Source organism: Brevundimonas sp. AC546 (assembly GCF_979258305.1).
Genome location: NZ_OZ409849.1, coordinates 1815181 through 1838117, shown reverse-complemented (window position 1 = coordinate 1838117; position 22937 = coordinate 1815181). Strand labels below are relative to the sequence as shown.

General features: G+C 68.4%; 25 protein-coding genes and 1 tRNA gene. 12 read left to right on the top strand and 14 right to left on the bottom strand.

The annotated features are described in order from the left end of the window. Positions 1-39: 39 nt before the first annotated feature. The 3 genes from ACZZZD_RS09145 to ACZZZD_RS09135 all read right to left on the bottom strand — a co-directional run bounded on the left by ACZZZD_RS09145 (position 40) and on the right by ACZZZD_RS09135 (position 1885). Positions 40-597: a phthalate transporter gene (locus tag ACZZZD_RS09145; protein WP_463434441.1), complete on the bottom strand. Its 558-nt coding sequence runs from the start codon at positions 595-597 to the stop codon at positions 40-42. Beyond that, positions 594-1475: a 3-hydroxybutyryl-CoA dehydrogenase gene (locus ACZZZD_RS09140; RefSeq protein ID WP_463434440.1), complete on the bottom strand. Its 882-nt coding sequence runs from the start codon at positions 1473-1475 to the stop codon at positions 594-596. The genes ACZZZD_RS09145 and ACZZZD_RS09140 overlap by 4 nt, the downstream gene beginning before the upstream one ends. Positions 1476-1579: 104 nt before the next feature. Next, the gene (locus ACZZZD_RS09135) at positions 1580-1885 is read right to left on the bottom strand and encodes a YggT family protein (protein ID WP_463434438.1); all 306 of its coding nucleotides are present in this window, start codon (positions 1883-1885) and stop codon (positions 1580-1582) included. A 162-nt stretch (positions 1886-2047) separates the two neighbouring features. Between ACZZZD_RS09135 and ACZZZD_RS09130 the strand changes: the two genes are divergently transcribed. Next, a tRNA-Ala gene (locus ACZZZD_RS09130) sits at positions 2048-2124 on the top strand. An 18-nt stretch (positions 2125-2142) separates the two neighbouring features. Here the strand turns inward: ACZZZD_RS09130 and uraH are convergent. From uraH to ACZZZD_RS09115, 3 genes are read right to left on the bottom strand one after another with little or no spacing between them, the layout of a single operon-like run. Beyond that, entirely contained in the window at positions 2143-2541 is a 399-nt protein-coding gene (gene uraH / locus ACZZZD_RS09125) for a hydroxyisourate hydrolase (RefSeq protein WP_463434436.1), read from the bottom strand. Positions 2542-2591: 50 nt separating this feature from the next. Then, complete coding sequence (locus ACZZZD_RS09120; RefSeq protein ID WP_463434434.1) at positions 2592-3146, bottom strand: lipocalin family protein; 555 nt, start codon at positions 3144-3146, stop codon at positions 2592-2594. 43 nt (positions 3147-3189) lie between these two features. Continuing rightward, positions 3190-3567 carry a hypothetical protein gene (locus ACZZZD_RS09115; protein WP_463434432.1) on the bottom strand — a complete coding sequence of 126 codons (378 nt, stop codon included), beginning with the start codon at positions 3565-3567 and terminating at the stop codon, positions 3190-3192. 141 nt (positions 3568-3708) lie between these two features. On the opposite strand from ACZZZD_RS09115, the gene ACZZZD_RS09110 reads away from it, so the two are divergent. Continuing rightward, positions 3709-4500 (top strand): SDR family oxidoreductase, encoded by a 792-nt coding sequence (locus ACZZZD_RS09110; RefSeq protein WP_463434430.1) that lies wholly within the window; start codon positions 3709-3711, stop codon positions 4498-4500. Here ACZZZD_RS09110 and ACZZZD_RS09105 read toward each other — a convergent pair. Then, entirely contained in the window at positions 4487-5488 is a 1002-nt protein-coding gene (locus tag ACZZZD_RS09105) for a retroviral-like aspartic protease family protein (protein ID WP_463434428.1), read from the bottom strand. The genes ACZZZD_RS09110 and ACZZZD_RS09105 overlap by 14 nt on opposite strands. 183 nt (positions 5489-5671) lie before the next feature. On the opposite strand from ACZZZD_RS09105, the gene ACZZZD_RS09100 reads away from it, so the two are divergent. Beyond that, on the top strand, positions 5672-6025 hold the full coding sequence (locus ACZZZD_RS09100) for a hypothetical protein (protein ID WP_463434426.1): 354 nt from the start codon (positions 5672-5674) through the stop codon (positions 6023-6025). Positions 6026-6028: 3 nt separating this feature from the next. Here ACZZZD_RS09100 and ACZZZD_RS09095 read toward each other — a convergent pair whose 3' ends face one another. The 4 genes from ACZZZD_RS09095 to fsa all read right to left on the bottom strand — a co-directional run bounded on the left by ACZZZD_RS09095 (position 6029) and on the right by fsa (position 9461). Then, entirely contained in the window at positions 6029-6976 is a 948-nt protein-coding gene (locus tag ACZZZD_RS09095) for an NAD(P)-dependent oxidoreductase (RefSeq protein ID WP_463434425.1), read from the bottom strand. A 9-nt stretch (positions 6977-6985) separates the two neighbouring features. Further along, a complete protein-coding gene (locus tag ACZZZD_RS09090) occupies positions 6986-7900 on the bottom strand; it encodes a tyrosine recombinase XerC (protein WP_463434423.1) in 915 nt (304 codons plus the stop codon). 157 nt (positions 7901-8057) lie between these two features. Beyond that, a complete protein-coding gene (locus tag ACZZZD_RS09085; protein WP_463434421.1) occupies positions 8058-8771 on the bottom strand; it encodes a DUF484 family protein in 714 nt (237 codons plus the stop codon). Positions 8772-8807: 36 nt separating this feature from the next. After that, on the bottom strand, positions 8808-9461 hold the full coding sequence (fsa, locus tag ACZZZD_RS09080; protein ID WP_284876490.1) for a fructose-6-phosphate aldolase: 654 nt from the start codon (positions 9459-9461) through the stop codon (positions 8808-8810). A 30-nt stretch (positions 9462-9491) separates the two neighbouring features. On the opposite strand from fsa, the gene ACZZZD_RS09075 reads away from it, so the two are divergent. After that, a complete protein-coding gene (locus tag ACZZZD_RS09075; protein WP_463434418.1) occupies positions 9492-11654 on the top strand; it encodes a primosomal protein N' in 2163 nt (720 codons plus the stop codon). A gap of 4 nt (positions 11655-11658) precedes the next feature. Here the strand turns inward: ACZZZD_RS09075 and ACZZZD_RS09070 are convergent, their stop codons facing one another. Continuing rightward, the gene (locus tag ACZZZD_RS09070; RefSeq protein ID WP_463434416.1) at positions 11659-12060 is read right to left on the bottom strand and encodes a Tat pathway signal protein; all 402 of its coding nucleotides are present in this window, start codon (positions 12058-12060) and stop codon (positions 11659-11661) included. A gap of 35 nt (positions 12061-12095) precedes the next feature. After that, the gene (locus ACZZZD_RS09065; protein ID WP_463434414.1) at positions 12096-13580 is read right to left on the bottom strand and encodes a methyl-accepting chemotaxis protein; all 1485 of its coding nucleotides are present in this window, start codon (positions 13578-13580) and stop codon (positions 12096-12098) included. A gap of 190 nt (positions 13581-13770) precedes the next feature. Between ACZZZD_RS09065 and ahcY the strand changes: the two genes are divergently transcribed. The 3 genes from ahcY to ACZZZD_RS09050 all read left to right on the top strand — a co-directional run bounded on the left by ahcY (position 13771) and on the right by ACZZZD_RS09050 (position 17278). Beyond that, positions 13771-15162: an adenosylhomocysteinase gene (gene ahcY / locus ACZZZD_RS09060; RefSeq protein WP_159848563.1), complete on the top strand. Its 1392-nt coding sequence runs from the start codon at positions 13771-13773 to the stop codon at positions 15160-15162. A 24-nt stretch (positions 15163-15186) separates the two neighbouring features. Further along, on the top strand, positions 15187-16392 hold the full coding sequence (locus ACZZZD_RS09055) for a BaiN/RdsA family NAD(P)/FAD-dependent oxidoreductase (RefSeq protein ID WP_463434412.1): 1206 nt from the start codon (positions 15187-15189) through the stop codon (positions 16390-16392). Between the two features lie 544 nt (positions 16393-16936). After that, positions 16937-17278: a TFIIB-type zinc ribbon-containing protein gene (locus ACZZZD_RS09050; RefSeq protein ID WP_463434410.1), complete on the top strand. Its 342-nt coding sequence runs from the start codon at positions 16937-16939 to the stop codon at positions 17276-17278. Positions 17279-17425: 147 nt separating this feature from the next. Here the strand turns inward: ACZZZD_RS09050 and ACZZZD_RS09045 are convergent, their stop codons facing one another. After that, positions 17426-19144: a hypothetical protein gene (locus ACZZZD_RS09045; RefSeq protein ID WP_463434408.1), complete on the bottom strand. Its 1719-nt coding sequence runs from the start codon at positions 19142-19144 to the stop codon at positions 17426-17428. A gap of 230 nt (positions 19145-19374) precedes the next feature. Between ACZZZD_RS09045 and ACZZZD_RS09040 the strand changes: the two genes are divergently transcribed. The 5 genes from ACZZZD_RS09040 to ACZZZD_RS09020 all read left to right on the top strand — a co-directional run bounded on the left by ACZZZD_RS09040 (position 19375) and on the right by ACZZZD_RS09020 (position 22880). After that, complete coding sequence (locus tag ACZZZD_RS09040; RefSeq protein ID WP_463434407.1) at positions 19375-20079, top strand: response regulator transcription factor; 705 nt, start codon at positions 19375-19377, stop codon at positions 20077-20079. Further along, positions 20048-21661 carry an ATP-binding protein gene (locus ACZZZD_RS09035; protein WP_463434405.1) on the top strand — a complete coding sequence of 538 codons (1614 nt, stop codon included), beginning with the start codon at positions 20048-20050 and terminating at the stop codon, positions 21659-21661. Before ACZZZD_RS09040 ends, ACZZZD_RS09035 begins: the two co-directional genes overlap by 32 nt. Further along, on the top strand, positions 21658-22086 hold the full coding sequence (locus tag ACZZZD_RS09030; RefSeq protein WP_463434403.1) for an HPr kinase/phosphorylase: 429 nt from the start codon (positions 21658-21660) through the stop codon (positions 22084-22086). The genes ACZZZD_RS09035 and ACZZZD_RS09030 overlap by 4 nt, the downstream gene beginning before the upstream one ends. Positions 22087-22206: 120 nt before the next feature. Beyond that, the gene (locus ACZZZD_RS09025; protein WP_135193946.1) at positions 22207-22611 is read left to right on the top strand and encodes a PTS sugar transporter subunit IIA; all 405 of its coding nucleotides are present in this window, start codon (positions 22207-22209) and stop codon (positions 22609-22611) included. Beyond that, positions 22608-22880 carry an HPr family phosphocarrier protein gene (locus ACZZZD_RS09020; protein ID WP_463434401.1) on the top strand — a complete coding sequence of 91 codons (273 nt, stop codon included), beginning with the start codon at positions 22608-22610 and terminating at the stop codon, positions 22878-22880. The genes ACZZZD_RS09025 and ACZZZD_RS09020 overlap by 4 nt, the downstream gene beginning before the upstream one ends. The last annotated feature ends 57 nt before the right edge of the window (positions 22881-22937 follow it).

Here is a 22937-nt window from a genome sequence, read left to right as displayed (position 1 = left end):
GGATCCCCCAATACCCTGAACTGGCCCGTGACGCAGATGTCAGCCTTTCGGCATCAGCCCCAGTCTATCCTTGACCACAGGCCGGGCCTCGAAGGCGATGAAGGCGGCGCACAGACCGGCCCACAGGGCGTAGCTGACGCCCACGATCATGGCGATGGGCAGGCCGCCGACGCCGTAGATCAGCAGGGTCGTCTCGGTGGCGCCCAAGGCCTGCATGAAGTCCCCGGCCTCGATCCAGCCCATGACGCTCATGCCCAGGGCGACGACGATCTGCACTAGGGCCGCCGCCAGGCCGCCGTACATCATGAAGCGCCACACGACGCCCAGCCGCGTGCCGGGCCTGCCGTCGCGTCTGCGCTCGTTCAGGATGCGATACAGGGCCAGCGGCACGGCGATCAGGCCGATCAGCATCACCACCAGCCGCCAGTCCATGTCGCGCCCCGGCATGAAGGCGTGGGGCCGCCAGAACAGCAAGGTCAGCCACAGCGGCGGCCAGGCGGCGCCCGCCAGACAGGCCAGCACCGGATACAGCGGCGCCGGACGCGCGGCGATGGTCGCCTGACCCGGCAGGTCGGAATAGCTCTCGAACCGACTCATCGTGTCGGCGCCGGCGTGTCGCCGGAATAGTCGTAGAAGCCGCGTCCGCTCTTGCGGCCCAGCCAGCCGGCCTCGACATATTTCACCAGCAGCGGGCAGGGGCGATATTTGCTGTCGGCCAGACCGTCGTACAGCACGTTCATGATGGCCAGGACGACGTCCAGCCCCATGAAGTCGGCCAACTCCAGCGGCCCCATCGGATGATTGGCGCCCAGGCGCAGCGCCTTGTCGATCGAGGCGACGTCGCCCACCCCCTCGTACAGGGTGAAGATCGCCTCGTTCATCATCGGCACCAGGATGCGATTGACGATGAAGGCGGGGAAGTCCTCGGCGTCCGTGGTCGTCTTGCCCAGGCTCTCGGCGAAGGCGACGGCGGCGGAATGGGTCTCGGCCGAGGTGGCGATGCCGCGCACGATCTCGACCAGTTTCATGATCGGCGCCGGCTTCATGAAGTGCAGGCCGACGAACCGATCCGGCCGGTCGGTCGAGGACGCCAGGCGGGTGATCGAGATGGAGGAGGTGTTGGACGCCAGCAGGGTCTGCGGCCCCAGGTGCGGCAGGACCTGCGCATAGATGGCCTTCTTGACCGCCTCGTCTTCCAGCGCGGCCTCGATGACCAGATCTGCGCCGGCGACGGCTTCGGCGATGATGTCGCTGATGCTGATGCGGGCAAGGGCCGCGTCGGCGGCGGCCTGATCGATCAGGCCGCGCGCCACATGGCGCGACAGGCTGGCCGCGATCTCGCCCTGCGCCAGCGGCAGCCGGTCGGCGACGACGTCATAGAGCCGGACCGAATAGCCCCCGAGCGCAACCGCCTGGGCGATGCCTGCGCCCATCTGTCCGGCGCCCAGAATGGCGACTGTGGTGATCGTGGTCATGAACCGTGGTCGAAAGTGGTCGGGCGGGCACCTTTAGAAAGGAAGGCGCGCGGCGCAAGAGCGGATCGGCCCCCCGACGTCAGATTTCCGCCCGCCGTGTCGGCTCAGCCCAGCAGTTGGTATAGCGCCGGCCCTGCCGTGCGGTTGAACAGCACGCTGATGAACTGAAGCAGCAGGATCACCACGATGGGTGAGATGTCGATGCCGCCCAGGTTCGGGATGATGCGGCGGAACGGCTCCAGCAGGGGCGCAGTGACCCGATCCAGGAAGGTCCCCACCGAATAGACGAAGCGGTTGCGATAGTTGACGACGTCGAACGCCACCAGCCAACTCAATATGGCCTGGGCGATGATGAACCAGATCATCAGACTGATAATGGCGTTGATCAACCAGACGATCGCGTAGCCCATGAACCGTAACTCCTGCTTGGATCGGCGCTTCTAGCGTGTTCGCACCCCGTCCGACAACGGCCGTCTCCGACCTGCGCCGATTGCGCGCACAAGCCCGTTGACACCGCGCCCGCCCGCCTTCTATGTCCGCCTCGCCTGTGAACCCGATCCCACGCTGGAAACGGGGCCGTAGCTCAGTTGGTAGAGCGCGTCGTTCGCAATGACGAGGTCAGGGGTTCGAACTCCCCTCGGCTCCACCAGGCGTCCTGAAATCCAGCCTAGTTGCCGCGGTAGGTGCTGTAGCCGTACGGGCTGACGACGACGGGGACGTGGTAGTGGATGCTGGGGTCGCGGACCTGGAACACCACGTCGATCTCGGGAAAGAACGGTTGGGCGTCAGTGTCGCCATAGTGCGACATGTCGAACGTCAGCTTGTAGGTGGCGGCCTGGGTCGTGACCTGATCGCCGAATGAGCGGACGCGGCCGTTCTCGTCGGTGCGCGCGGTGGCCAGTTGTCGCCAGCCGCCGTCGCCTTCCTTGATCGCCAGGGTCACGGGCACGTCGCGGCCGCCGACGCCACGCGCCAGATCGAGGACATGGGTCGAGATGGTCTCGGCGGAGGCCGATCCTGCGGAAATCAGAAGGGCGGACAGGGCGGCAAGCGCTGCGATGCGCATGGGGTGATCCTTAGAGGCTGGTCATTGCGGGTTCGGCGTGAGGCGGGCGTTCAATGCAGCGTCGGACGAACCAATGTCAGGTCGTAGCCCAGGTCCCTGGCGCGGGTCAGGATGGCGTCGCGGGTCTGGGGCGAGGGCTGGGCGGTGCGGCTGAGCAGCCAGAGGTAGCGGCCGGACGGTTCGCCGACGATGGACCACGAATAGTCGTCGGCGTGATCCAGCACCCAGTAGTCGCCGAGGTAGAAGGGGCCGAAGAAGGAGACCTTCAGCCTGGCGTTGTCGGTGCCCTCGACCACCTTGGCCTTGCCCTGCGAGGTCTTGACCGGGCCGGTGGCGGCGCCTTGGCGGCAGGTGTTCAGCACCCCGACCAGACCGTCGTCGCGCACCGTGTATTGGGCGGTCACGCCCTCGCAGCCGCGTTCGAACCCGTTCTCGTAGCGCCCGATCTCGTACCAGAGACCGGCGTAGCGGTTCAGATCGACCGCCTTCGCGGGTTGGGGCACGGCGGCGTTGCCGACCGGGCCGCGTTGCAGGGTGGCGCAGGCGCTCAGAGCCAGGGCGGCGCCGGCGATGAGGGCGATGGCGGCTGTGCGTGCGATCTTCATCGCCGCTGAACGGCCTAGCTGGAGCCAGGTTCCTGAAAGCGCTTCACCGCAGCGCGATATACCCGCGTTCAATGATGCGGCGCAGGGCCTCGTAGGCTTCGGCGAGTTCGTCGTAGGCGGTGCGGGCGGCGGTCAGGCGGGCGACCTGGTCGGCGGTGACGGCCGAGCCGGAGTGGGCCAGGCGCAGGGATTCGGCCACCCATTTGGCGCGGGCCGTGGCGGTCATGACCGCCAGCTTCTGCAGGGACGCGGCGTCGACGCCGGTCAGGGCCTGACCGATCACCTCCTTGTTGGCCACGTAGGCGGCGTAGTCGATCTGTTCCAGCTGGCCGCGCAGGCGGCGCTGTTCCTGGGGATCGGCGTCCTGCGGCTCGAAATGATCGCTGTGGCGGCGGATGCTCGACGTCATTTTGGTCGACATGGGCGAGCCCTCCCCGGCCTGTCCTGGCGGCTGATGGCGGCCGCTTCGACATGAAGGTGCGCCGCGTCGGTTAACGCCGCGTTGCGTCGGGCGAGCAGGCGTCCGATATGCGGGGTTGGAAATCGAAGCCGGAGATCGACCATGGACCTGAAACTGGACCGCAAGCGCGCCCTGATCTGTGGCGGATCATCCGGCCTGGGTCGCGCCGTGGCGACCGCCCTGGTCGCCGAGGGGGCGCATGTCGCCCTGTTGTCGCGCGATGCGGAAAAGCTTCAGGCCGTGGCGGATGCGTTGAATGCGGCCGGGCCGGGCAAGGCGGTCGTGGTCACGGCGGACCTGGCGGATCACGCGGCGCTGCTGAAGGCGGCGGACCTCGCTGAGGAGCTGCTGGGCGGTCATATCGAGATCCTGCTGAACAACACGGGCGGGCCGCCGCCGTCGGGGGTGTCGGGTCTGGAGCCGGCGGTGTGGCGCGATCATTTCGAATCGATGGTGCTGTCGATCTTTCGCCTGACGGACCGGGTGTTGCCACGCATGCGGGCCGCCGGCTGGGGGCGGATCCTGAACGTCGCCTCGATCACGGTGGTGGAGCCGTCGGCGGCGCTGGGCGTGTCCAACACCCTGCGGGCCTCGGTCGCGGCCTGGGCCAAGACGCTGGCCAACGAGGTCGGACCCGACGGGGTGACGGTCAACACCCTGTTGCCGGGGCGGATCGACACGCCGCGCATCGAACGGCTGGACCAGGCGGCGGCGGAACGCACCGGCGTCACGCCGCAGGAGGCGCGGGCCGAGTCCGTCAAGTCCATCCCCGTCGGCCGCATCGGCACGACCGAGGAGTTCGGCGCCACCGCCGCCTTCCTGGCCAGTCCGCTGGCGGCCTATGTCACTGGCTCGCTGATCCGGCTGGACGGCGGGGCGATCAAGGCGATCTGACCGCGCCGGCGGCTGAAGGGCGTCTGCGCAGCACGCCGCCGAAGGCCACGCGGCTGCGGCCGTAATCCAGGGTGATCCGGCTGAACCGGCTGAGGATGTCGGCGCCCAGCAACAGGGCCGGCTTGTCGATCAGGTCCATGACCTGAAACACATGCAGGTCGGCGAACAGCAGCGGGGTCGGTCCCAGCGACCGCCCCGCCACCTGTACGGCCAGCGCCGTCCCCGACTGCGCCGTCACTGCGCCGCCGACGATGCCGACCATGCGCACGGGCCGCGACGGGTCGGTGGTCTGGCCGATCCCGGCCGCCCGCATCAGCGCCAGATTGCCGATCGAGTATTGGGCGCCGCTGTCGATGAAGGCGGCGACCTCGACACCCGCCACGTCGATCCGGGTCAGGATCAGTTGGCCGAACCGACCGCGATGGCCGGCGACGAGGACGTCCTGCTGGCGAAGCCGCGTGCCGTCGACGCTGGTCGTCAGGGCGATGCTGGTCGAGCCCGAGGGCGAAAGGGCGACCTGGCGGGCGTTGACATCCAGCGTCAGGCGAAAGCGCGACAGCAGGTCCAGCCCCAACAGGCCGTCGGCGCCCAGGGCGGCGCGGGGGAAGACCGGCAGGGTCAGGTCGGCGAAACGCCGCCGTCCGATCTCGATCTGTGCGATTTCGACGGTCGGCGTGACCTCGGCCGCGGTGATGCCATGCACCACGACCGGGCGGCCGGGCGGCAGCGCCAGAGCCTGCGCCAGCTCGGCCGAAAGCGCGCTGCGTTCGGCGCCGGTATCGATGACGAACACCTGCTGGGCGCCGCCGTTCAGACGCACCCCAACGCCCATCCGCGTCAGCAGGTTTTGCAAAAGCCGGATCTGATCGGACGGCGGCTCGGACGGGGGAGCGGTCTGGGCGGAAAGAAACGGGACAGCCGCCAGCAGGCTCAGCGTCTCGCGCCGCGACGCGGTGGAGATCGTCCGTTCACCGACTGAAAGGCGCACCCGCACGTCCTCCTCATGCCTCCGCCAAGGTGATCCACGTTAGGCGCTTTCGGCGAAGGGCATGAGACGTTTTCTTGTCGTCCTGTCGCGGTCACAGGTTGCCTGAAGGACGCCCGACGCAAGACGATCTGGCCAATCCGAGGTTGCGGGAATATTGTCGGGCTCGATCCTTGGAGGGATGCGATGTTGATCTTGGTGCTGGCTCTTTCGAACAGTTCGGCCATGGTCCATCCGGCCCCGGCGGTCGATCACGCCATTGTGCGGATCGCGCCTGTGGTGGATCAGGCGATGGCGCGTTGCGCCGATCCTCTGCTCCAGGCGCGGCAAGGGCGCGGCAACCGGGCCGGTTTGTCGCTGGATCGCTCGCTGGATGACGGTCAGGTGCGGCGCTATCTGCTGCTGGATCGGCGCGATCAGAACAACTGCCCCCTGCCGATCAGCTACGCGGTTCCCGACCAAAGGGCGGTGGAGCGAAATCTGGCGGAGCCAGGCGCGGATGCGGCCTCGCGACAAGCCCTGCCGGCGCCCGGTAGATAAAGTTCATTCGGGAACAGGCGTAACCGGCGGCTTGTCCGCCAGGACGGCCTCCAGGTTGGCCATCATCAGCTCGGCCATGGCGTTGCGGGTCTCGACGGTGGCGGATGCTACGTGGGGCGTCAGGACGCAGCGGTCGCTGTCGATCAGGGCCTGGGGCACGTTTGGCTCGTCGGCGAACACATCCAGGCCCGCGCCGCCCAGCCGGCCCGAGATCAGTGCGGCGACCAGGGCGTCCTGATCCACCACCTCGCCGCGCGCGACATTGATCAGCACGCCGGTCGGACCCAGGGCCTCCATCACCTCGGCCGAGACAAGGCCGCGCGTCGCGGCGCCGCCCGGCACGATCACGATCAGCACATCGACCTGCGTCGCCAGATCGACCAGGTTCGGCACATGCCGCCACGGCGCATCCGCGACCGGATTGCGGGTGTGATAGGCGATGTTTGCGGCGAAGGGCTCCAGCCGGCGCGCGATGGCCTGACCGATCCGACCAAGGCCCAGCAGGCCGTAGCGCAGGCCCGTGGCGCTGCGCGACAACGGCGGCGGCCCGTCCGAGGTCCAGCGTCCGGCGCGGACATAGGCGTCCATGGCCGGCAGGCGGCGCAAGGTCCCCAAGGCCAGCAGCAGGGCCAGATCGGCGACATCTTCGTTCAGGACATCGGGCGTATGGGTCACGATCACGCCGTGCGATCGGGCATGGGCGATATCGGTCAGGTCATAGCCGACGGCGTGGACCGAGACGATCTTCAGCGCGGGCAGGGCGTCGATCAGCCGGGCGTCCACGGTCGCGGCGCCCGAGGCGGCGACGCCGACGATCCGCTCGGCGACCTCGGGCGGCGCCAGGCCGTCGGGGCCGGGGCGGTGCAGGCTCCAACCGAGGTCGGGCGCGCGCTGGGTCAGCATCTTGTCGGCGAGGGCGGGCAGGCCGATGGCCAGGATGTCGATGGTCATCCGGCCTTTTTAGGCGCGAGGATGGGCGGCCGCATAGGCATTCAAAAGTCTATCGGCATCGACGCCGGTGTATTTCTGGGTCGTCGACAGACTGGCGTGGCCCAGCAGTTCCTGGATCGAACGCAGGTCGGCGCCGGCGCCCAGCAGATGGGTCGCGAAACTGTGGCGCAGGGCATGGGGCGTGGTGCGTTCGGGCAGGCCCAGCCGGCCGCGCAGCCGCTGGACCGAGGCCTGCACGTGACGGGGGCTGAGGGGGCCGCCGCGTCGGGCGCGGAACAGGGCGTCGGTGGGCTGGAGCGGGAAGGGCAGCAGGGCCAGATAGGCGTCCACCGTCGCGCGCACGGCGGGCAGGATGGGGGCGATCCGGGTCTTGGACCCCTTGCCGACGATGCGCAGGGTCTCGCCCAGCGGCGCGTCGGAACGGGTCAGGGACATGGCCTCGGAGATCCGCAGGCCGCAGCCGTAGAGCAGGGTCAGGACCGCGCGATCACGCGCGGCCTCCCACGGTTCGGCGTCGGGATCGGCGTCCGGCTCGGCCAGCAGGCCGCGCGCCTGATCCTCGGTCACCGGGCGGGGCAGGGATGGCTTGACCTTGGGGCCGCGCACCAGGGCCAGTTGCGGGGCGGGCGTGTCCAGCCGCCGGTCGAGGAAGGCATGAAATCCGCGAATGGCCGACAGGCTCTGGCTCAGCGACCGCGCCGCCAGCGGATGGTCACCTGACCGGCGTTCGGCCATGTGGGCGCGGACCTCGGCGGCGGTGATCGTGCCCATGTCCTTCAGCGACAGGGTCTCGCCGCGATGGCGTTCGAGGAAGGCCACATAGAGCCGGCCGATATGGCCATAAGCCTCCAACGTGCGCGGCGACAGCCGACGCTCGTGCGCCAGATGGTCCAGCCAGGCGCGCAGAGCGTCGGGGGCGGTCATTGGCCCATTCCCCTTCCGTCATCCTCGGGCTTGACCCGACGATCGGGCGTCGTGCGTGACGAACGGCAGGGGCCGTGCGCAAACCCGCTCGCATTTGCGACGGCGCATCCGGCCCTCGGGTCGAACCCGAGGGTGACGGTGAACGATTGGGCGGCGGTCAGTTCAGAACGGGCCATCGCTCGGCCATCCGCTCCGTCACCCGCGCCAGGAAGGCGGCCAGCTCGCAGCCCATGTTAGGGGTGAAGCCTTCGGGCTCGGGCGAGCCGAAGGCGCAGATGCAGGGGCGCGGCGGTCCGCCGGGCGTCAGGTGCGGGGCCATGCGGACCAGGGCGATGGACTTCACCTGATCCTCGGTCGCGCCGAAGAAATTCAGCCCCGGGATCATAGAACCGAGCCAGGTCAAGCCATGTTCGCCCAGCAGGTTGTCGACGTCGCCCTCTTCCAGCGCGCGCCAGCCGAACGGCACGCCGCCGGGCTTTTCCAAGGCGATGGCGGCGCCGGCCAACCCGAACCGCCCCTGCGCCGCCGCATCCAGGCGTCGGGCCAGGTCGGAATGGTTCTTGGCCTCCATCAGGTCCAGGGTCGCGACGTGCGTCTGGGTCTGGGCGGCGAAGTTGGCGCGCGCGATCAGTTCGATCTCGCGCCGGGCGCCGGTCTCGCGCTCGACCACGGCCTCTAGCCGCGTCAGGGCGGCGGCGCCGAACTCGACCACGTTGCGGCCGTGCGGGCGCAAGCCGATCTCTTCCAGCAGGGACCGGTCGTCCAGCAGCGTCTGGGGATGGGTCTGAAGCCAGCCGCGCACGTCGGGCCAATGCAGGCCGTCGCCCACGTGAGGCGTTGCGTCCGATTCCGACGTTTCGAAAAGGTCCAATGAGCCGCTCAAACAGACCTCTCCGGGACGTGAATGCTACAGGATAGATTGACCGGTCTTGGCCCAGTCCGCCACGAAGGCATCAAGACCCTTGTCGGTTAACGGGTGGTTCACCAGCGCCTTGAAGGTGTCGGCGCCGAAGGTGGCGGCGTCCGATCCGGCGACGGCGGCGGCGGCCACATGGGCGACATTGCGCAACGACGCGGCCAGGATCTGGGTGTCGAAACCGTGGACGTCATACAGGACGCGGATTTCTTCCAGCAGGCCGATGCCGTCGGCGCCGTTGTCTTCCAGACGGCCGACGAAGGGCGAGACGAAGGTGGCGCCGGCCTTGGCGGCCAGCAGCGCCTGGGCTGCCGAGAAGCACAGGGTGACGTTGGTTTTGATCCCCTTGTCGGTGAAGACGCGGCAGGCGCGCAGGCCATCCCATGTCAGGGGCAGTTTCACGACCACGTTCGGGGCGATGGCGGCGAGCTTGTCGCCCTCCTTGACCATGGTCTCGAAATCGAGCGAGACGGCCTCGGCGGAAATCGGCCCCTCGACCAGGGCGCAGATTTCGGCGATGACCTCGGCGATGTTCCGACCCGACTTGGCGATCAGCGACGGATTGGTGGTGACGCCGTCCACCATTCCGGTGGGGACCATGTCCTTGATGACGGCGACGTCGGCGGTATCGAGAAAGAGTTTCATGGGCGGCTTCATAGCCGAGGGCGAAGTTCGGTGAAAGTCGCCTCGGTCCTCATTCCCCTGCCGGTGCCGGAAGCCTTCGATTACGAGGTTCCCGAGGCGCTTACCTTGGCGCGCGGCGATCAGGTCGCCGTGCCGCTGGGCCCGCGCCTGATGCGGGGCATCGTGTCCGAGGTGTTCGAGACGACCGGATCGAACCGGCGTCTGAAGGCGGTGGACAGTCTGCTGGACGATCCGGCCCTGCCGTCGCGCGTCGTGGATTTCGTCGAATGGGCCGGGCGCTGGACCCTGTCGCCTCCCGGCGAGATGGCGGCGACGGCGCTGAAGGGCCTTCGCGCGCCGCGTCCCCGACCGGAACGCCGGGTGCGGCGGGTCGGCGAGCGGGCGCCGTCGCGGGCTACGCCGGCGCGGACGGGCGTGCTGGAGGCCCTGGGCGAGCGGTCCATGGCGGGCGCCGATCTGGCGCGCGCGGCGGGCGTGTCGTCGGGCGTGGTCAAGGGACTGATCGACGAAGGCGTGCTGGAGATCATCGAGATCGCGGCCGAGGCGGCGTTCGACCGACCCGATCCCGACCATGCACCCGCATCGCTGAACGGGGATCAGGCGGCGGCGGCGACAGCCCTGGCGGACGGCGTCACCGGCGGCGGGTTTCGTCCCTTCCTGCTGGACGGGGTGACGGGCTCGGGCAAGACCGAGGCCTATCTGGAGGCTATCGCGCGAGTGCTGCGCGCCGATCCGGCGGCGCAGGTCCTGATCCTGCTGCCCGAGATCGCCCTGACCCAGGCCCTGATCGAGCGGATCACGACCCGGTTCGGCGCGGCCCCGGCGGAATGGCATTCCGGCGTCGCCCCGCCGCGCCGTCGTCAGGTGTGGGAGGCGGTGGTCGCCGGCCGCTGCAACATCGTGGTCGGGGCGCGGTCGGCCCTGTTCCTGCCTTTCGTCAATCTGCGCCTGATCGTGGTGGACGAGGAGCACGACGGCTCGTTCAAGCAGGAGGAGGGGCTGGTCTATCACGGCCGCGACCTGGCGGTGGCGCGGGCGCGGATCGAGGGGGCGGCGGTGGTCCTGGCCTCGGCGACGCCGTCGCTGGAAACGCTGTGGAACGCCCAGAGCGGGCGCTACGACTGGCTGAAGCTGGGCGCGCGGCACGGGACGGCGGTCATGCCGGACATCGCCTTGCTGGACCTGCGCCAGAACACGCCCGATCCCCAGACCTGGCTGTCGCAACCGCTGCGTCTGGCCATCGGCGAGACCTTGCTGCGGGGTGAGCAGACCCTGCTGTTCCTGAACCGACGCGGGTACGCCCCCGTCGTCCTGTGCCGCGCCTGCGGGCATCGGCTGACGGCGCCGGATACCGACAGCTGGCTGGTCGAGCATCGCTATACCGGCCGGCTGGTCTGTCACCTGACCGGTTTCTCCATGGCGCGCCCCAAGCTGTGTCCGTCGTGCGGGGCCGAGGACTCGCTGGTTTCGGTCGGGCCGGGGGTGGAGCGGGTCGAGGAGGAAGTGCGCCAGCTGTTCCCCGAGGCGCGGACGGCGGTGTTCAGCTCGGACACCGCGCCCGACGCCCGGTCGGCGCGCGCCCTGATCCAGCGGATGACCGACGGCGAGATCGACATTCTGGTCGCCACCCAGGCGGCGGCCAAAGGGCACAACTTCCCGCGCCTGACCCTGGTCGGGGTGGTGGATGCGGACCTGGGCTTGCGTGGCGGAGACCTGCGGGCGGCCGAGCGGACCTATCAGCTGCTGGCCCAGGCCACCGGTCGGGCGGGCCGGGCGGATCGGCCGGGGCGGGCGCTGCTACAGACCTGGACGCCCGAACATCCGGTGCTGATGGCGCTGGCGGCGGGCGACCGCGACGCCTTCGTCGAGGCGGAGATGGCGGAGCGCGAGGCGGCGTCCCTGCCGCCCTATGGGCGGCTGGCGGCGATCATCCTGTCCAGCGAGAATGCGGCCGCGGTGGAGAAGACGGCCAACGACCTGGCCCAGGCCATCCCCAACGCCGAGCGGCTGGAGGTCTATGGCCCCGCCGACGCGCCCCTGGCCCTGGTGCGGGGACGACGGCGCAAGCGGCTGCTGGTGCGGGCCGACAGGGACGTGAACATCCAGGCCTTTCTGCGGGCCTGGCTGGCGCGGGTGAAGGCGCCAAGCTCGGTCCGTGTGACAGTGGACGTGGACCCCTATTCTTTCTTGTAAGCCCTCAGGTCGCCATCACCGTGCCGAGCAGCACGCGGGCGCCGGGCCGGCCCAGAGTGGCGTTGGTCGCCGCCTGAAGCTCGGCCGACAGCTGGTCGATATTGGGCACGGAGCCAGGGCGCAGGCCATTGGCGAAGCGCTGGGCGGCGGTGTTGTAGGCGGCGCGCAGACGCGGCGCGGACTGCTGGGCGCGGGTGCGAAGGGCGGCGTCGGGCACATCGATCCCCGTCTCGATGGTCAGGACCCCGCGACGGCCGCTGGCCTGGATGATCGAGGCGGTGATGACCGGCAGGCGGAAATAGCTGTCGGCGGACGCAGCCCCGCCGCCGCTCGACGAGGCGCGAGCAGTGGATGAGGCGGCGGCCGTCGCGACGACGGCGAGACCGAGAAGGGCGCGGCGTTCCATGAGGGCGACCCTAACCCCGACCGCTTAAGAAAGCCTCACGCCGCACGACGGTGGGGGGAGTGGACGTCGTGCGCCGCGGGCTCGAAGCGGAAGTCGGCGATCTGACGCGCCAGGGTCTCGGCTTCGCCGGCCAACTGCCGGCTGGCGGCGGTGGCCTGTTCGGTCATGGCGGCGTTCTGCTGGGTGATCTCGTCCAGCTGTCCCAGCGCCTGGCGAACCTCTGACAGGCGATCGGCCTGATGCCGCGAGGCCGAGGCCATGTCGTTGGCGAGGTCGTCCACGGCCGCGACCCGTTCGCCGATCCGGTCCAGGGCTTGGCCGGCGCGTTCGACCAGGTCCACGCCTCGCGCGACCTGGGCGGCCGAGGTGGCGATCAGGGTGCGGATTTCGCCCGACGCCTCGGCTGAGCGCTGGGCCAGAGCGCGCACTTCGGACGCGACGACGGCGAAGCCGCGACCGGCCTCGCCCGCACGGGCCGCCTCGACCCCGGCGTTCAGGGCCAAGAGATTGGTCTGGAAGGCGATCTCGTCGATCAGGGAGGTGAAGCGGGCGATTTCGACCGACGACTCCTGGATGGCGGTCATGGCCTGGGTCGTTTCGCCGACGACGGCGCCGCCGTTCTCGACGTCGCGGCGGACGGCGGCGACGGCCTGGGCGGTGTTCTGGGCGCCCTTGGCGGTCTGTTCAACTCCGGCGGCGATTTCTTCGGTGGTGGCTGCGGTCCGCTCAAGTCCGGCGGCCTGGCGCTCGGTGCGGTTGGACAGGTCGTCCGAGGCGTTGGCCAGTTCGTCCGAGCCGGTCCGCACCGCCTCGGCGCTTTCGGCGACGGCGCCGAAGGCGCTGCGCAGGCTGGCGGCGGCGGTGTTGAAGTCGTCTTTCAGGGTCCGATATTCCTGGGGGAAGTCGCTTTCGATGGCGATGCTGAGGTCGCCGCCGGCCAGGGTCTTCAGGGCCTGTCCCAAGGCCGCCACCACCTCAGCCTGGCGTGCATCAGCCTCGGCCTTGGCGGCGGCGGCGCGATCCCGCTCGGCTTCCAGGGCTTCGAGATAGATGGAAATGGCCAGGTCCATGTCCAGCATGGCGCGCTGCGTCAGTTCGGCGAGGGCCTCGCCGGTCTGGCGCTCATGGGCGGCGCCGGCGAAGGTCTTGCGCGGCCGCAGCGCCACCGCCTTGACCAGCTCGGCCAGCAGCAGGCCGTAGCCGCCGATATACCAGCGCGGCTCCAAGCCGATGCGAGCGTGGGTCTGGCCGATGGTGGTCACGGCGCGGCCGTAGTCGGCGTCGATCCGGCCCTCGATGATGGCGTCCCAATGGCCGATCTGCGCGGACTTGGCGCGTCCGATGTGGGTCTCGTCGCGGAAGAAGCTGCGTGTTTCGGGCGTGGCGCGGATCCGGTCATAGAAGGCGTCCAGAGCGGCCGGCGTCGCGGTGCGAAGGATGTCCTGCATGGCGCGATAGGCCGGCGAAGGCGCCGATAGACCGGCGAAGGCCGTCCGTTGCTGGATCGACGTGTCGGACATGATTGGATCCTTGGTAAGCGCACTAGCCGGACGCCCCGTCTGGGCCATGTCCCCATACGGAGTGTGGGTTTTCGAGGCGTTAACGCCGCCGTGCAGCCTGATCGTATAAGGATATCTTTATGGGTTTCTTGCTCCTTTGATCCGCTCGGGCTATGAGGCCCCAAACCTTTTTGCGGCTCGGAGCCCTGACATGACCGACTACATCGTTCGCGACATCACCCTGGCCGATTGGGGCAACAAGGAAATCGAGATCGCCGAGACCGAAATGCCGGGCCTGATGGCTCTGCGCGAGGAGTTCGGCAAGGATCAGCCGCTGAAGGGCGCCCGCATCGCCGGCAGCCTGCACATGACCATCCAGACGGCAGTCCTGATCCAGACGCTGGAAGCCCTGGGCGCCGATGTGCGCTGGGCCTCGTGCAACATCTTCTCGACCCAGGATCACGCCGCCGCCGCCATCGCCGCGGCCGGCACGCCGGTGTTCGCCACCAAGGGCGAGACGCTGGAAGAATACTGGGACTACGCGCACAAGATCTTCGAATGGGCCGATGGCGGCTATCCGAACCTGATCCTGGACGACGGCGGCGACGCGACCCTGCTGACCGTGCTGGGCCCCAAGGCCGAGAAGGACATCTCGGTCCTGGCCAACCCGCAGAACGAGGAAGAAGAAGCCCTGTTCGCGGTGATGAAGCGCTACATCGCCGAGAAGCCCGGCTTCTATTCGGCCATCCGCGACGCCATCGGCGGCGTGTCGGAAGAGACGACCACGGGCGTTCACCGCCTGTATCAGATGGCCGAAAAGGGCGAGCTGCCCTTCCCCGCCATCAACGTCAACGACAGCGTCACCAAGTCCAAGTTCGACAACCTGTACGGCTGCCGTGAATCGCTGGTCGATGCGATCCGTCGCGGCACCGACGTCATGCTGTCGGGCAAGGTCGCCGTGGTCTGCGGCTATGGCGACGTGGGCAAGGGCTCGGCCGCTTCGCTGCGCCAGGGCGGCGCCCGCGTGATCGTGACCGAGATCGATCCGATCTGCGCCCTGCAGGCCGCGATGGAAGGCTATGAGGTCCAGACGCTGGACGACAGCGCCGGCCGCGCCGACATCTATGTGACCACGACCGGCAACAAGGACGTCATCACCGTCGAGCACATGCGGCAGATGAAGAACAACGCCATCGTCTGCAACATCGGTCACTTCGACTCGGAGATTCAGGTCGCCGGCCTGAAGAACTTCAAGTGGGACGAGATCAAGCCGCAGGTCCACCACATCGAGTTCCCGGACGGCAAGAAGATCATCCTGCTGTCGGAAGGCCGTCTGGTGAACCTGGGCAATGCGACGGGTCACCCCTCGTTCGTGATGTCGGCGTCCTTCACCAACCAGACCCTGGCCCAGATCGAGCTGTGGACCAACGCCAAGGCCTACGACAACAAGGTCTATACCCTGCCCAAGCACCTGGACGAGAAGGTCGCCATGCTGCACCTGGCCAAGCTGGGCGCCAAGCTGACTGTCCTGACCAAGGACCAGGCCGACTATATCAACGTGCCGGTCGAAGGCCCGTTCAAGACGGATCACTATCGTTACTAAGACCCTCGAACCGAGGGGCCTGTCATGACGAGGGCGTCGTTCGACGTCCTCGTCGTGGGGGCAGGCGCGGCCGGGATGATGGCTGCGATCGAGGCGGGGCGGCGCGGGCGCCGGGTGCTGGTCGTCGATCATGCCGACCGGCCGGGCGAGAAGATCCGCATCTCGGGCGGCGGGCGCTGCAACTTCACCAATCTGGGCTGCGGGCCGGCGAACTTCCTGGGCGAGAACCCCCGGTTCGCAACCTCGGCCCTGCGCCGTTACACCCAGCACGACTTCATCAAGCGGATCGACAAGGCCGGGATCGCCTGGCACGAGAAGACGCTGGGGCAGCTGTTCTGCGACGACAGCGCCAAGCAGATCGTCCGTATGCTGACGGACGACATGGCGGCGGCGGATGCGACCCTGAACATGAAGACCGGCGTCGAGCGGATCGCGCGCTCGGGCGACGGCTGGTCGGCGACCTTGTCGGACGGATCGCAGATCGCGGCGGCGTCGCTGATCGTGGCCACGGGCGGCAAGTCGATCCCCAAGATGGGGGCGACCGGCTGGGCTTATGATGTGGCGCGCCAGTTCGACATTCGCGTCACCGAGACGCGGCCGGCGCTGGCGCCGCTGACGTTCGAGGCGGGGCTGTTGGAGACCTTGGTCCCGCTGGCGGGCGTGGCGGTCGAGGCGCGCGTGGCCTCTGCGCCGACGGACAAGGCCCGCAAGGCCAGCTTCAACGAGGCCATGCTGTTCACCCACCGGGGCCTGAGCGGCCCGGCCATTCTGCAGATCAGCTCCTATTGGCGCGAGGGCGAGGCGGTGGTGGCCAGTATGGCGCCGGGCCGCGACGTGTTCGAGGAACTGAAGGCGGCCAAGGCGTCGAACGGGCGCCAAGCCGTGCATACGGCGCTGGGCCATATCGTGCCGCGTCGTCTGGCCGAAAGCCTGTGCGTTCGCGAGGGCGCGTCGGGCAATCTGGCGGACCTGTCGGACAAGGTGCTGCGGCGACTGGATCAGGCGGTCAACGCCTGGGCCGTCAAGCCGGTCGGGTCGGAGGGTTACCGGACCGCAGAGGTCACATTGGGCGGAGTCGATACGGCCGCGCTGGACCAGCAGACGATGCAGGCGAAGGCCGTGCCGGGGCTGTATTTCATCGGCGAGGCGGTGGACGTGACCGGCTGGTTGGGCGGCTATAATTTCCAATGGGCCTGGTCGTCGGGCTGGGCGGCCGGCCAGGTCTGCTAGGCGGGCAGGTTTCAGACTCCGGCGGCGACAAAACAGGGTGCAATCAGTGCATTTTCCAAACCAAAGCCTTGTTTCGATTGTAAATTCCTAGCTCGTCAATTCAGACGGTCTGAATCGTCGGATGTTGGACTCCGAAAAAAAACAGTCCAACGAGTCCAAGTTTCCAGCACGGATCAGCGATGTCAAAGACCGGGCGGGGACCATAACCCAACCCGACATCCTGGCTGGTCGATTGTCGCTGCTGGGGCTCAACGTCCTGAAAACGCGTCGGTTCGTCGCCGCAGATGCGATGGCTGGCCGCCAAACCCCATCAAAGGTCGTGCCTGCGGCCCCGCGACGCATGGCGGCGGGGCCGGGCGGCGCCTAGCTTTAGGGAGCGGAACGGGCCCCTCTGGCGTCGTTGCGGTCTGGCGTTCCCCCTTCCTTGCGCCGGGCTGTGCGACGCGATGTCGGACCGCACGGGTGCGTCGATGCGGTGGGACTTTCTCCCCTCCTGGCCTGTCGTATCGACCACCCGATCCTGATCCTTCGACCGGAGCCCGAAATGCCTCTTCTGATGTGCCCCAACGACAATGCCGCCATGCAGACGCTGGAGCGTAACGGCGTCCAGTTCGACATGTGTCCTGACTGCCGTGGCGTGTGGCTGGATCGCGGCGAGCTGGAAAAACTGATGGCCGCCGCCGTCGAGGAAGGCCGGGCCTCTGCGCCTGTCGCGCCCGCGCCCCAGGCCTATGCCCCGCCGCCGGTTCAGCCCCAGCCGTGGGGAGGCGCCGCGCCGCAGCCCTATCGCGACGACCGGGGCTACAAGCGCGACGACCGGCATCGCGATGACGACTATCGCTACAAGAAAAAGAAGCGCGACAGCATTTTCGACATCTTCGACTAAGCAGCCCCAATGCCGTCACCCTCGGGCTCACCATCGATCGCGCTTTGCATGAGGGTTCAAACGGGCGGTGGGTAACCCTGACCTTCCGTGTCCGAACTTGCCGTAGGCCCTCGGGACGAGCCCGAGGGTGACGGGTTGGGGGAGAGACTATGCGGCGAGACCTGCCGCCTGCATCAGGCCCTTCAGGGCGGCGACGCTTTCGGGCGCGGCGGACAGGGCGATGCGGACTTCCGGGGCTCGCAGCAGCTTGACAGCCTCGGACCGGGCGCGGTCGGCTGCGGGCCCCAAGGGGCCGGCTTCGCCCACGGCGAGTTTCAGCAGGGCCGCCAGCTTCTGGGGCGCGGAGACCTGGGCGCGGACGATCTGGGCGACCAGATTGGCGTCGGCCTCCAGATTGGCGCCGACCGCGCCGATGGTTTCGGCGATCTGGGCCTGGTCGTGTTCGCCCAGATGAGCGGCGCGGACCGAACGTTGCAACCGCGCCAGGGTCGCCAGTTTCTGCGACGCGCTGGGGCCGCCGGGCACGGCCTGACGCATCTCGGTCTCGAACCGCAGCGAACCGACACAGGCGCTGAGCCAGCGGGCGGCGGCGCGCTTGTTGGCGCCGCCTGTGACGTTCTCGCACAGCCGGGTCAGCTGCTCGGCCTCGGCTAAAACCGTGGGGCAGGGGTTGACGTAGGCGCCGACGAAATCGGCCGTGACCAGGCTCTTTGAGCGTTCGACGAAGGCGGTCTGAACCTCTTCCAGCGTCAGCAGGCGACCCGCCGAGGCGGTCAGGGCCATGGCCAGAAGCCGCAGGATGTCGATCTCGCCCACCGGGTCGGCGGGACGAAGCCGGCGCGGGCTGGTCAATTCGCGCGTCACCAGACGGGCCAGGGACGCCGCCAGCAGCGGGAAGTCGCCGGCCGCCAGATGCACGCCCAGGCGCGCCGCCGGACCGTCCACGTCGGGCATCATCAAGGCCAGGCGCGGGTCCATGCGCAACAGCCCGTCCATCTCGTCCGGCGCGACCATCCGCACGATGGCCGCCAGATTGGCGCCCTGATCCAGCGACGGGCCGAGGATCTCCGTCAGATTGGTGCGCACCGCCAGCATCTCGGCGACGATTTGTTCGACGGCGACGACGACCAATGCGCGGGGTGGTCCGTCGGCCGGGGCCGCGTCCATCAGATCCATCAGCGCGCCCAGCCGCTCTCGCGCGCCGCGTCTGTCCTTCAGGGCGCCGGCGATGACGCCGCCCATGCTGAAGGCGCGGTCGGAGGCGCCGGCCAGACGGTGCGCCAGGTCGGCGATGGAGCGGTCTTCAAGGGCGGGGAAACGCCCGTCGCGGCCGGCCTTGCGCAGGCGGGCCATGCCCTGTTCGACCAGCTTCTGATAATGGCGTACGACACCGTGGACGTCCTGGCTCGTGGCCTGGCTTTCGGGGACGGCGACCTTCTGGATGGCGTGCTGAAGCTCGACGCCTGAGGCCTCGAGCCGTTCGGCCACGTCCGGGCGGTGCAGCAGTTCGAAGGCGGTGACGCCCTCGCGCTTCAGCCAATCCTCCAGCACCCGGCCGATCAGGGCGCGGGCGTGGGGGGAATAGAACTCTGCCGGGCCGCTGCAGGCCGGGCGGAGGGTCGGGTCGGCGACCTTCTTCTTCTTCTCTTCCGGCGCGCCCAGGGTCAGGATGGTCAGGGAGCTGAACTCCATCGTGTCGGGGTCCAGCGTCTCCTTGGTGACGCGCGAGGCGACGGCGAGGCGGTCGTTCAACTGGTCTTCGGCGGTCTCGAGGGCGTGTTTGCGGTCTTCGGTGGCGATCAGCAGGGTCCACGCGGACGGCGCGCTCTTGCGGACATAGACTTCGTAGTGGATCGGACCGGCCATGGCGCCACCCTGGCGCGCAAGGCTTTAAGGCGAGGTTTGCAGAGGCGAATTCGGCGCCGCGTTGAAATGGGCGGGGCGACGAACCATCTTGGGCGTTCGCGCGCTGTTGGAGATTGTGGATCGAATTCCCTTCTGCCCGCCGGGCTCCAGCCCTAATGTGACCGCGATCGAACGGTTACGCTTGTTGCGCGTTCTCGTTCGCGGGAACGTAAGTTCAGGAGAAGACACACTTGGCCAACATCACCCTGATCGATGACGACGAGAACATCGTGGCGTCCGTATCGCTGGCGCTGGAAAGCCATGGCCACAAGATCACCGCCTATCACGACGGCGCGTCGGGCCTGGCCGCGCTGGAATCGTCGCCGCCCGATCTGGCCATTCTTGACGTGAAGATGCCGCGTATGGACGGGATGGAGGTGCTGCGTCGCTTGCGCCAGACCTCGCAGATCCCCGTCATCATGCTGACGTCCAAGGACGAGGAGATCGACGAGATCCTCGGCTTCAACCTGGGCGCCGACGACTATATCCACAAACCCTTCAGCCAGCGTCTGCTGATCGAACGGGTCAAGGCGCTGCTGCGCCGCACCGGCGCCGACGGCGGCGAGCCGGAGACGGCGGCCGAGGTGTCGGGTCGCGCCATCAAGCGCGGCAAGCTGTCGATGGACCCGGCGCGCCATGAATCCACCTGGGACGGCCGCGCGGTCAAGCTGACGGTGACCGAGTTCCTGCTGTTGCAGGCCCTGGCCCAGCGTCCCGGCTTCGTGAAGAGCCGCGACAACCTCATGGACGCCGCCTACGACGATCAGGTCTATGTCGATGACCGCACCATCGACAGCCACGTGAAGCGGATGCGCAAGAAGTTCCGCGCCGTGGACAACGAGTTCGACGCGATCGAGACCCTGTATGGCGTCGGCTACCGCTACCGCGAGAGCTGATCTTCCGGGCGGGCGCGAGCCCGACGAGGAGCCTGTGCGCCGGCCGTTGTTCCGCTTCGGCGGATCGCGGCTGGGCGGCTTCATCCTGGTGCTCAATCTGCTCAGCCTGCTGATCCTGTTCGGCGGGGCTTTGGCCCTTAACGAATGGCGTCAGGGCTTGATCGAGGCGCGCCAGGAATCGTTGAGCGTTCAGGCTGAACTGCTGGCCAACGTCCTGCGGGAGGAGGGGGTGACCCGCGGCGAACCGACGCCCGAGCTGGATCCGATCCGCGCCTCGCTGTGGCTGACCGACCGGTTCATTCCGGCGGGGCAGCGGGTGCGGCTGTACGACATCAACGGTCTGTTGCTGGTGGACAGCTATCAGGTGACCGAGGCCATCGGCGGACGGCCTTTGCCGGAAGCCAACCCGGCCGGCGCCCCGACGCCCGACAGCGCGGCGGCGAGCATCGTCTCCGAACGCCGCGTCGCTCGCGCCGACGGCGAACTGGCGGCCGAAGTCACGGCCGCGCTGGAAGGCGCGCCCCAGGCGACCCTGCGCCGCAACGAATCCGGCGACCGGGTGGTGTCCGTCTCCATTCCCGTGCGCCATGTGCGTCAGGTGTTGGGGGTGCTGACGGTCGAATCCGGCGACGTGGACGAGATCCTGAGCGCCCAGCGGCGCGCCCTGTTCCCGTTCGCCCTAGTCGCGTTGGGGGTCAATCTGCTGGCCTCGCTGCTGCTGCATCTGTTCGTGGCGCGGCCGATCATGCGGCTGTCGGCGGCGGCGGATCAGGTCAAGCTCCAACGCGCGCGCGCCATCTCCCTGCCCGATCTGGAGGACCGCAAGGACGAGATCGGCGACTTGGCGCGGTCGCTGGAATCCATGACCGACACCCTGTCGACGCGGATGGACGCCATCGAGCGGTTCGCGGCCGACGTGTCACACGAGATCAAGAACCCCCTGACCTCGATCCGTTCGGCGCTGGAGACCCTGCCGCTGGTCAAGACCGACGCGCACCGCGAGAAGCTGACGGCCCTGTTGCAGCAGGACGTGCGCCGGCTGGACCGGCTGATCACCGACATCTCGAATGCGTCGCGGCTGGATGCGGAACTGTCGCGGGATCGGCCGCGCCCGGTCGAGCTGAACCGGCTGCTGAGCGACATCGTCGGCATCTATGAGACGACGGCCAAGCCCGGCGATATCCCGGTGACCTTCACGGCGCCCGAGCAGCCGCTGCGGGTCATGGGGCGCGACGGGCCGCTGGGGCAGGTATTCCGCAACCTGATCGACAACGCCCGCTCGTTCAGTCCGGCCGGCGGCGTGGTCAAGGTGACGCTGGAAGAGACGACAGACGACCTGCCGATCCGCGTCCGGGTCGAGGACCAGGGGCCGGGCATTCCGGCCGAGAACCTGGAGACGGTGTTCGAGCGTTTCTACACCTCGCGGCCCAAGGGGGCGGTGTTCGGATCGAACTCGGGCCTGGGCCTGTCGATCGTGCGTCAGATCGCCGAGGCGCACGGGGGTCGGGTCCATGCCGAGAACCGCCCGGACGGCGGCGCCCGGTTCGAGATCGTCTTCCCGGCGGTCGGCCGCAGGGCATGAGCATCGAACCGCCCGTCCACGCCACCACGGTCGCCGTTCGCAGGCGCGGCGAGTGGCAGGGGGTGATGATCCTGGGGCCGTCGGGCGTCGGCAAGAGCGATCTGGCGCTGCGGCTGATCGGGCGCGGCTGGCGGCTGATCAGCGACGACTACACCCAGGTCTGGACGTCCGGCGGGGCGGTTCATGCCTCGTCGCCGGCTTCGATCGCGGGTCGTATCGAAGTTCGCGGGGTCGGAATCGTGTCCGCCGCGACACGCCCCCTGTCTAGAGTGGCGCTGGTGATCGCCTGTGTCCCAGAGGCCGTCGAAAGGCTTCCAGAGCCGCAGACACGGCGTTTCGCGGGGGTGGACCTGCCCCTCTTGGCGCTGGACCCCCGACCCGCCTCTGCCGTCGATGTGGTCGCAGTCGCGTTGGAGACGCTTTGAAACCCTGAGCGACGGGTCTATGACACGCCCCTTGCGGTCCAAAGAGGGCGGCGTCCGGCCTCCCTTGCCGGGCGGGGGAATGCCTGGGACGGTTCGGGGCGGGATGCGAGTGAAGTCCTCATGATCGGTCTGGTGATCGTCACCCACGGCGGGTTGGCGTCCGAATTTCTCTCCGCCATGGAGCATGTGGTCGGCCCGCAGCGCGGCGTCGCGGCCATCTGCATCGGGCCGGAAGACGACATGGAGCGTCGGCGTCGCGACATCGTGGACGCAGCGGCGGCCGTGGACGACGGCGACGGCGTCATCCTGCTGACCGACATGTTCGGCGGCACGCCCTCGAACCTGGCGATCTCGGTCATGGAACAGACCCACGCCGAGGTCATCGCCGGGCTGAACCTGCCCATGCTGATCAAGCTGGCCAGCGTGCGCGGGCGCGAGACGCTGGAATCCTGCGTCGCCCATGCGCAGGACGCCGGGCGCAAATACATTTCCGTCGCGTCCTGGGTGCTCGCAGGCGAAAAATGACCGTCACCGCGACCCTGAACATCTGCAACACCCGGGGTCTGCACGCCCGCGCCTCGGCCAAGTTCGTCAAACTGGCCTCCAGCTTCGAGAGCGAGATCCACGTCACCCGCGACGGCGTGACGGTGGACGCCCGCTCGATCATGGGCCTTTTGATGCTGGGCGCCGGCATCGGCTGCAGCATCGACGTCTCCGCCGAAGGGCCGGACGCCGAAGAGGCCGTCGAGGCCCTGACCGACCTGGTCGCGCGGAAGTTTGACGAGGATCAGTAGGGCTTCCCTGCGTCCACCAAAGCAAGCGGCCCGACCACAGCGACAAATGACGCGGTC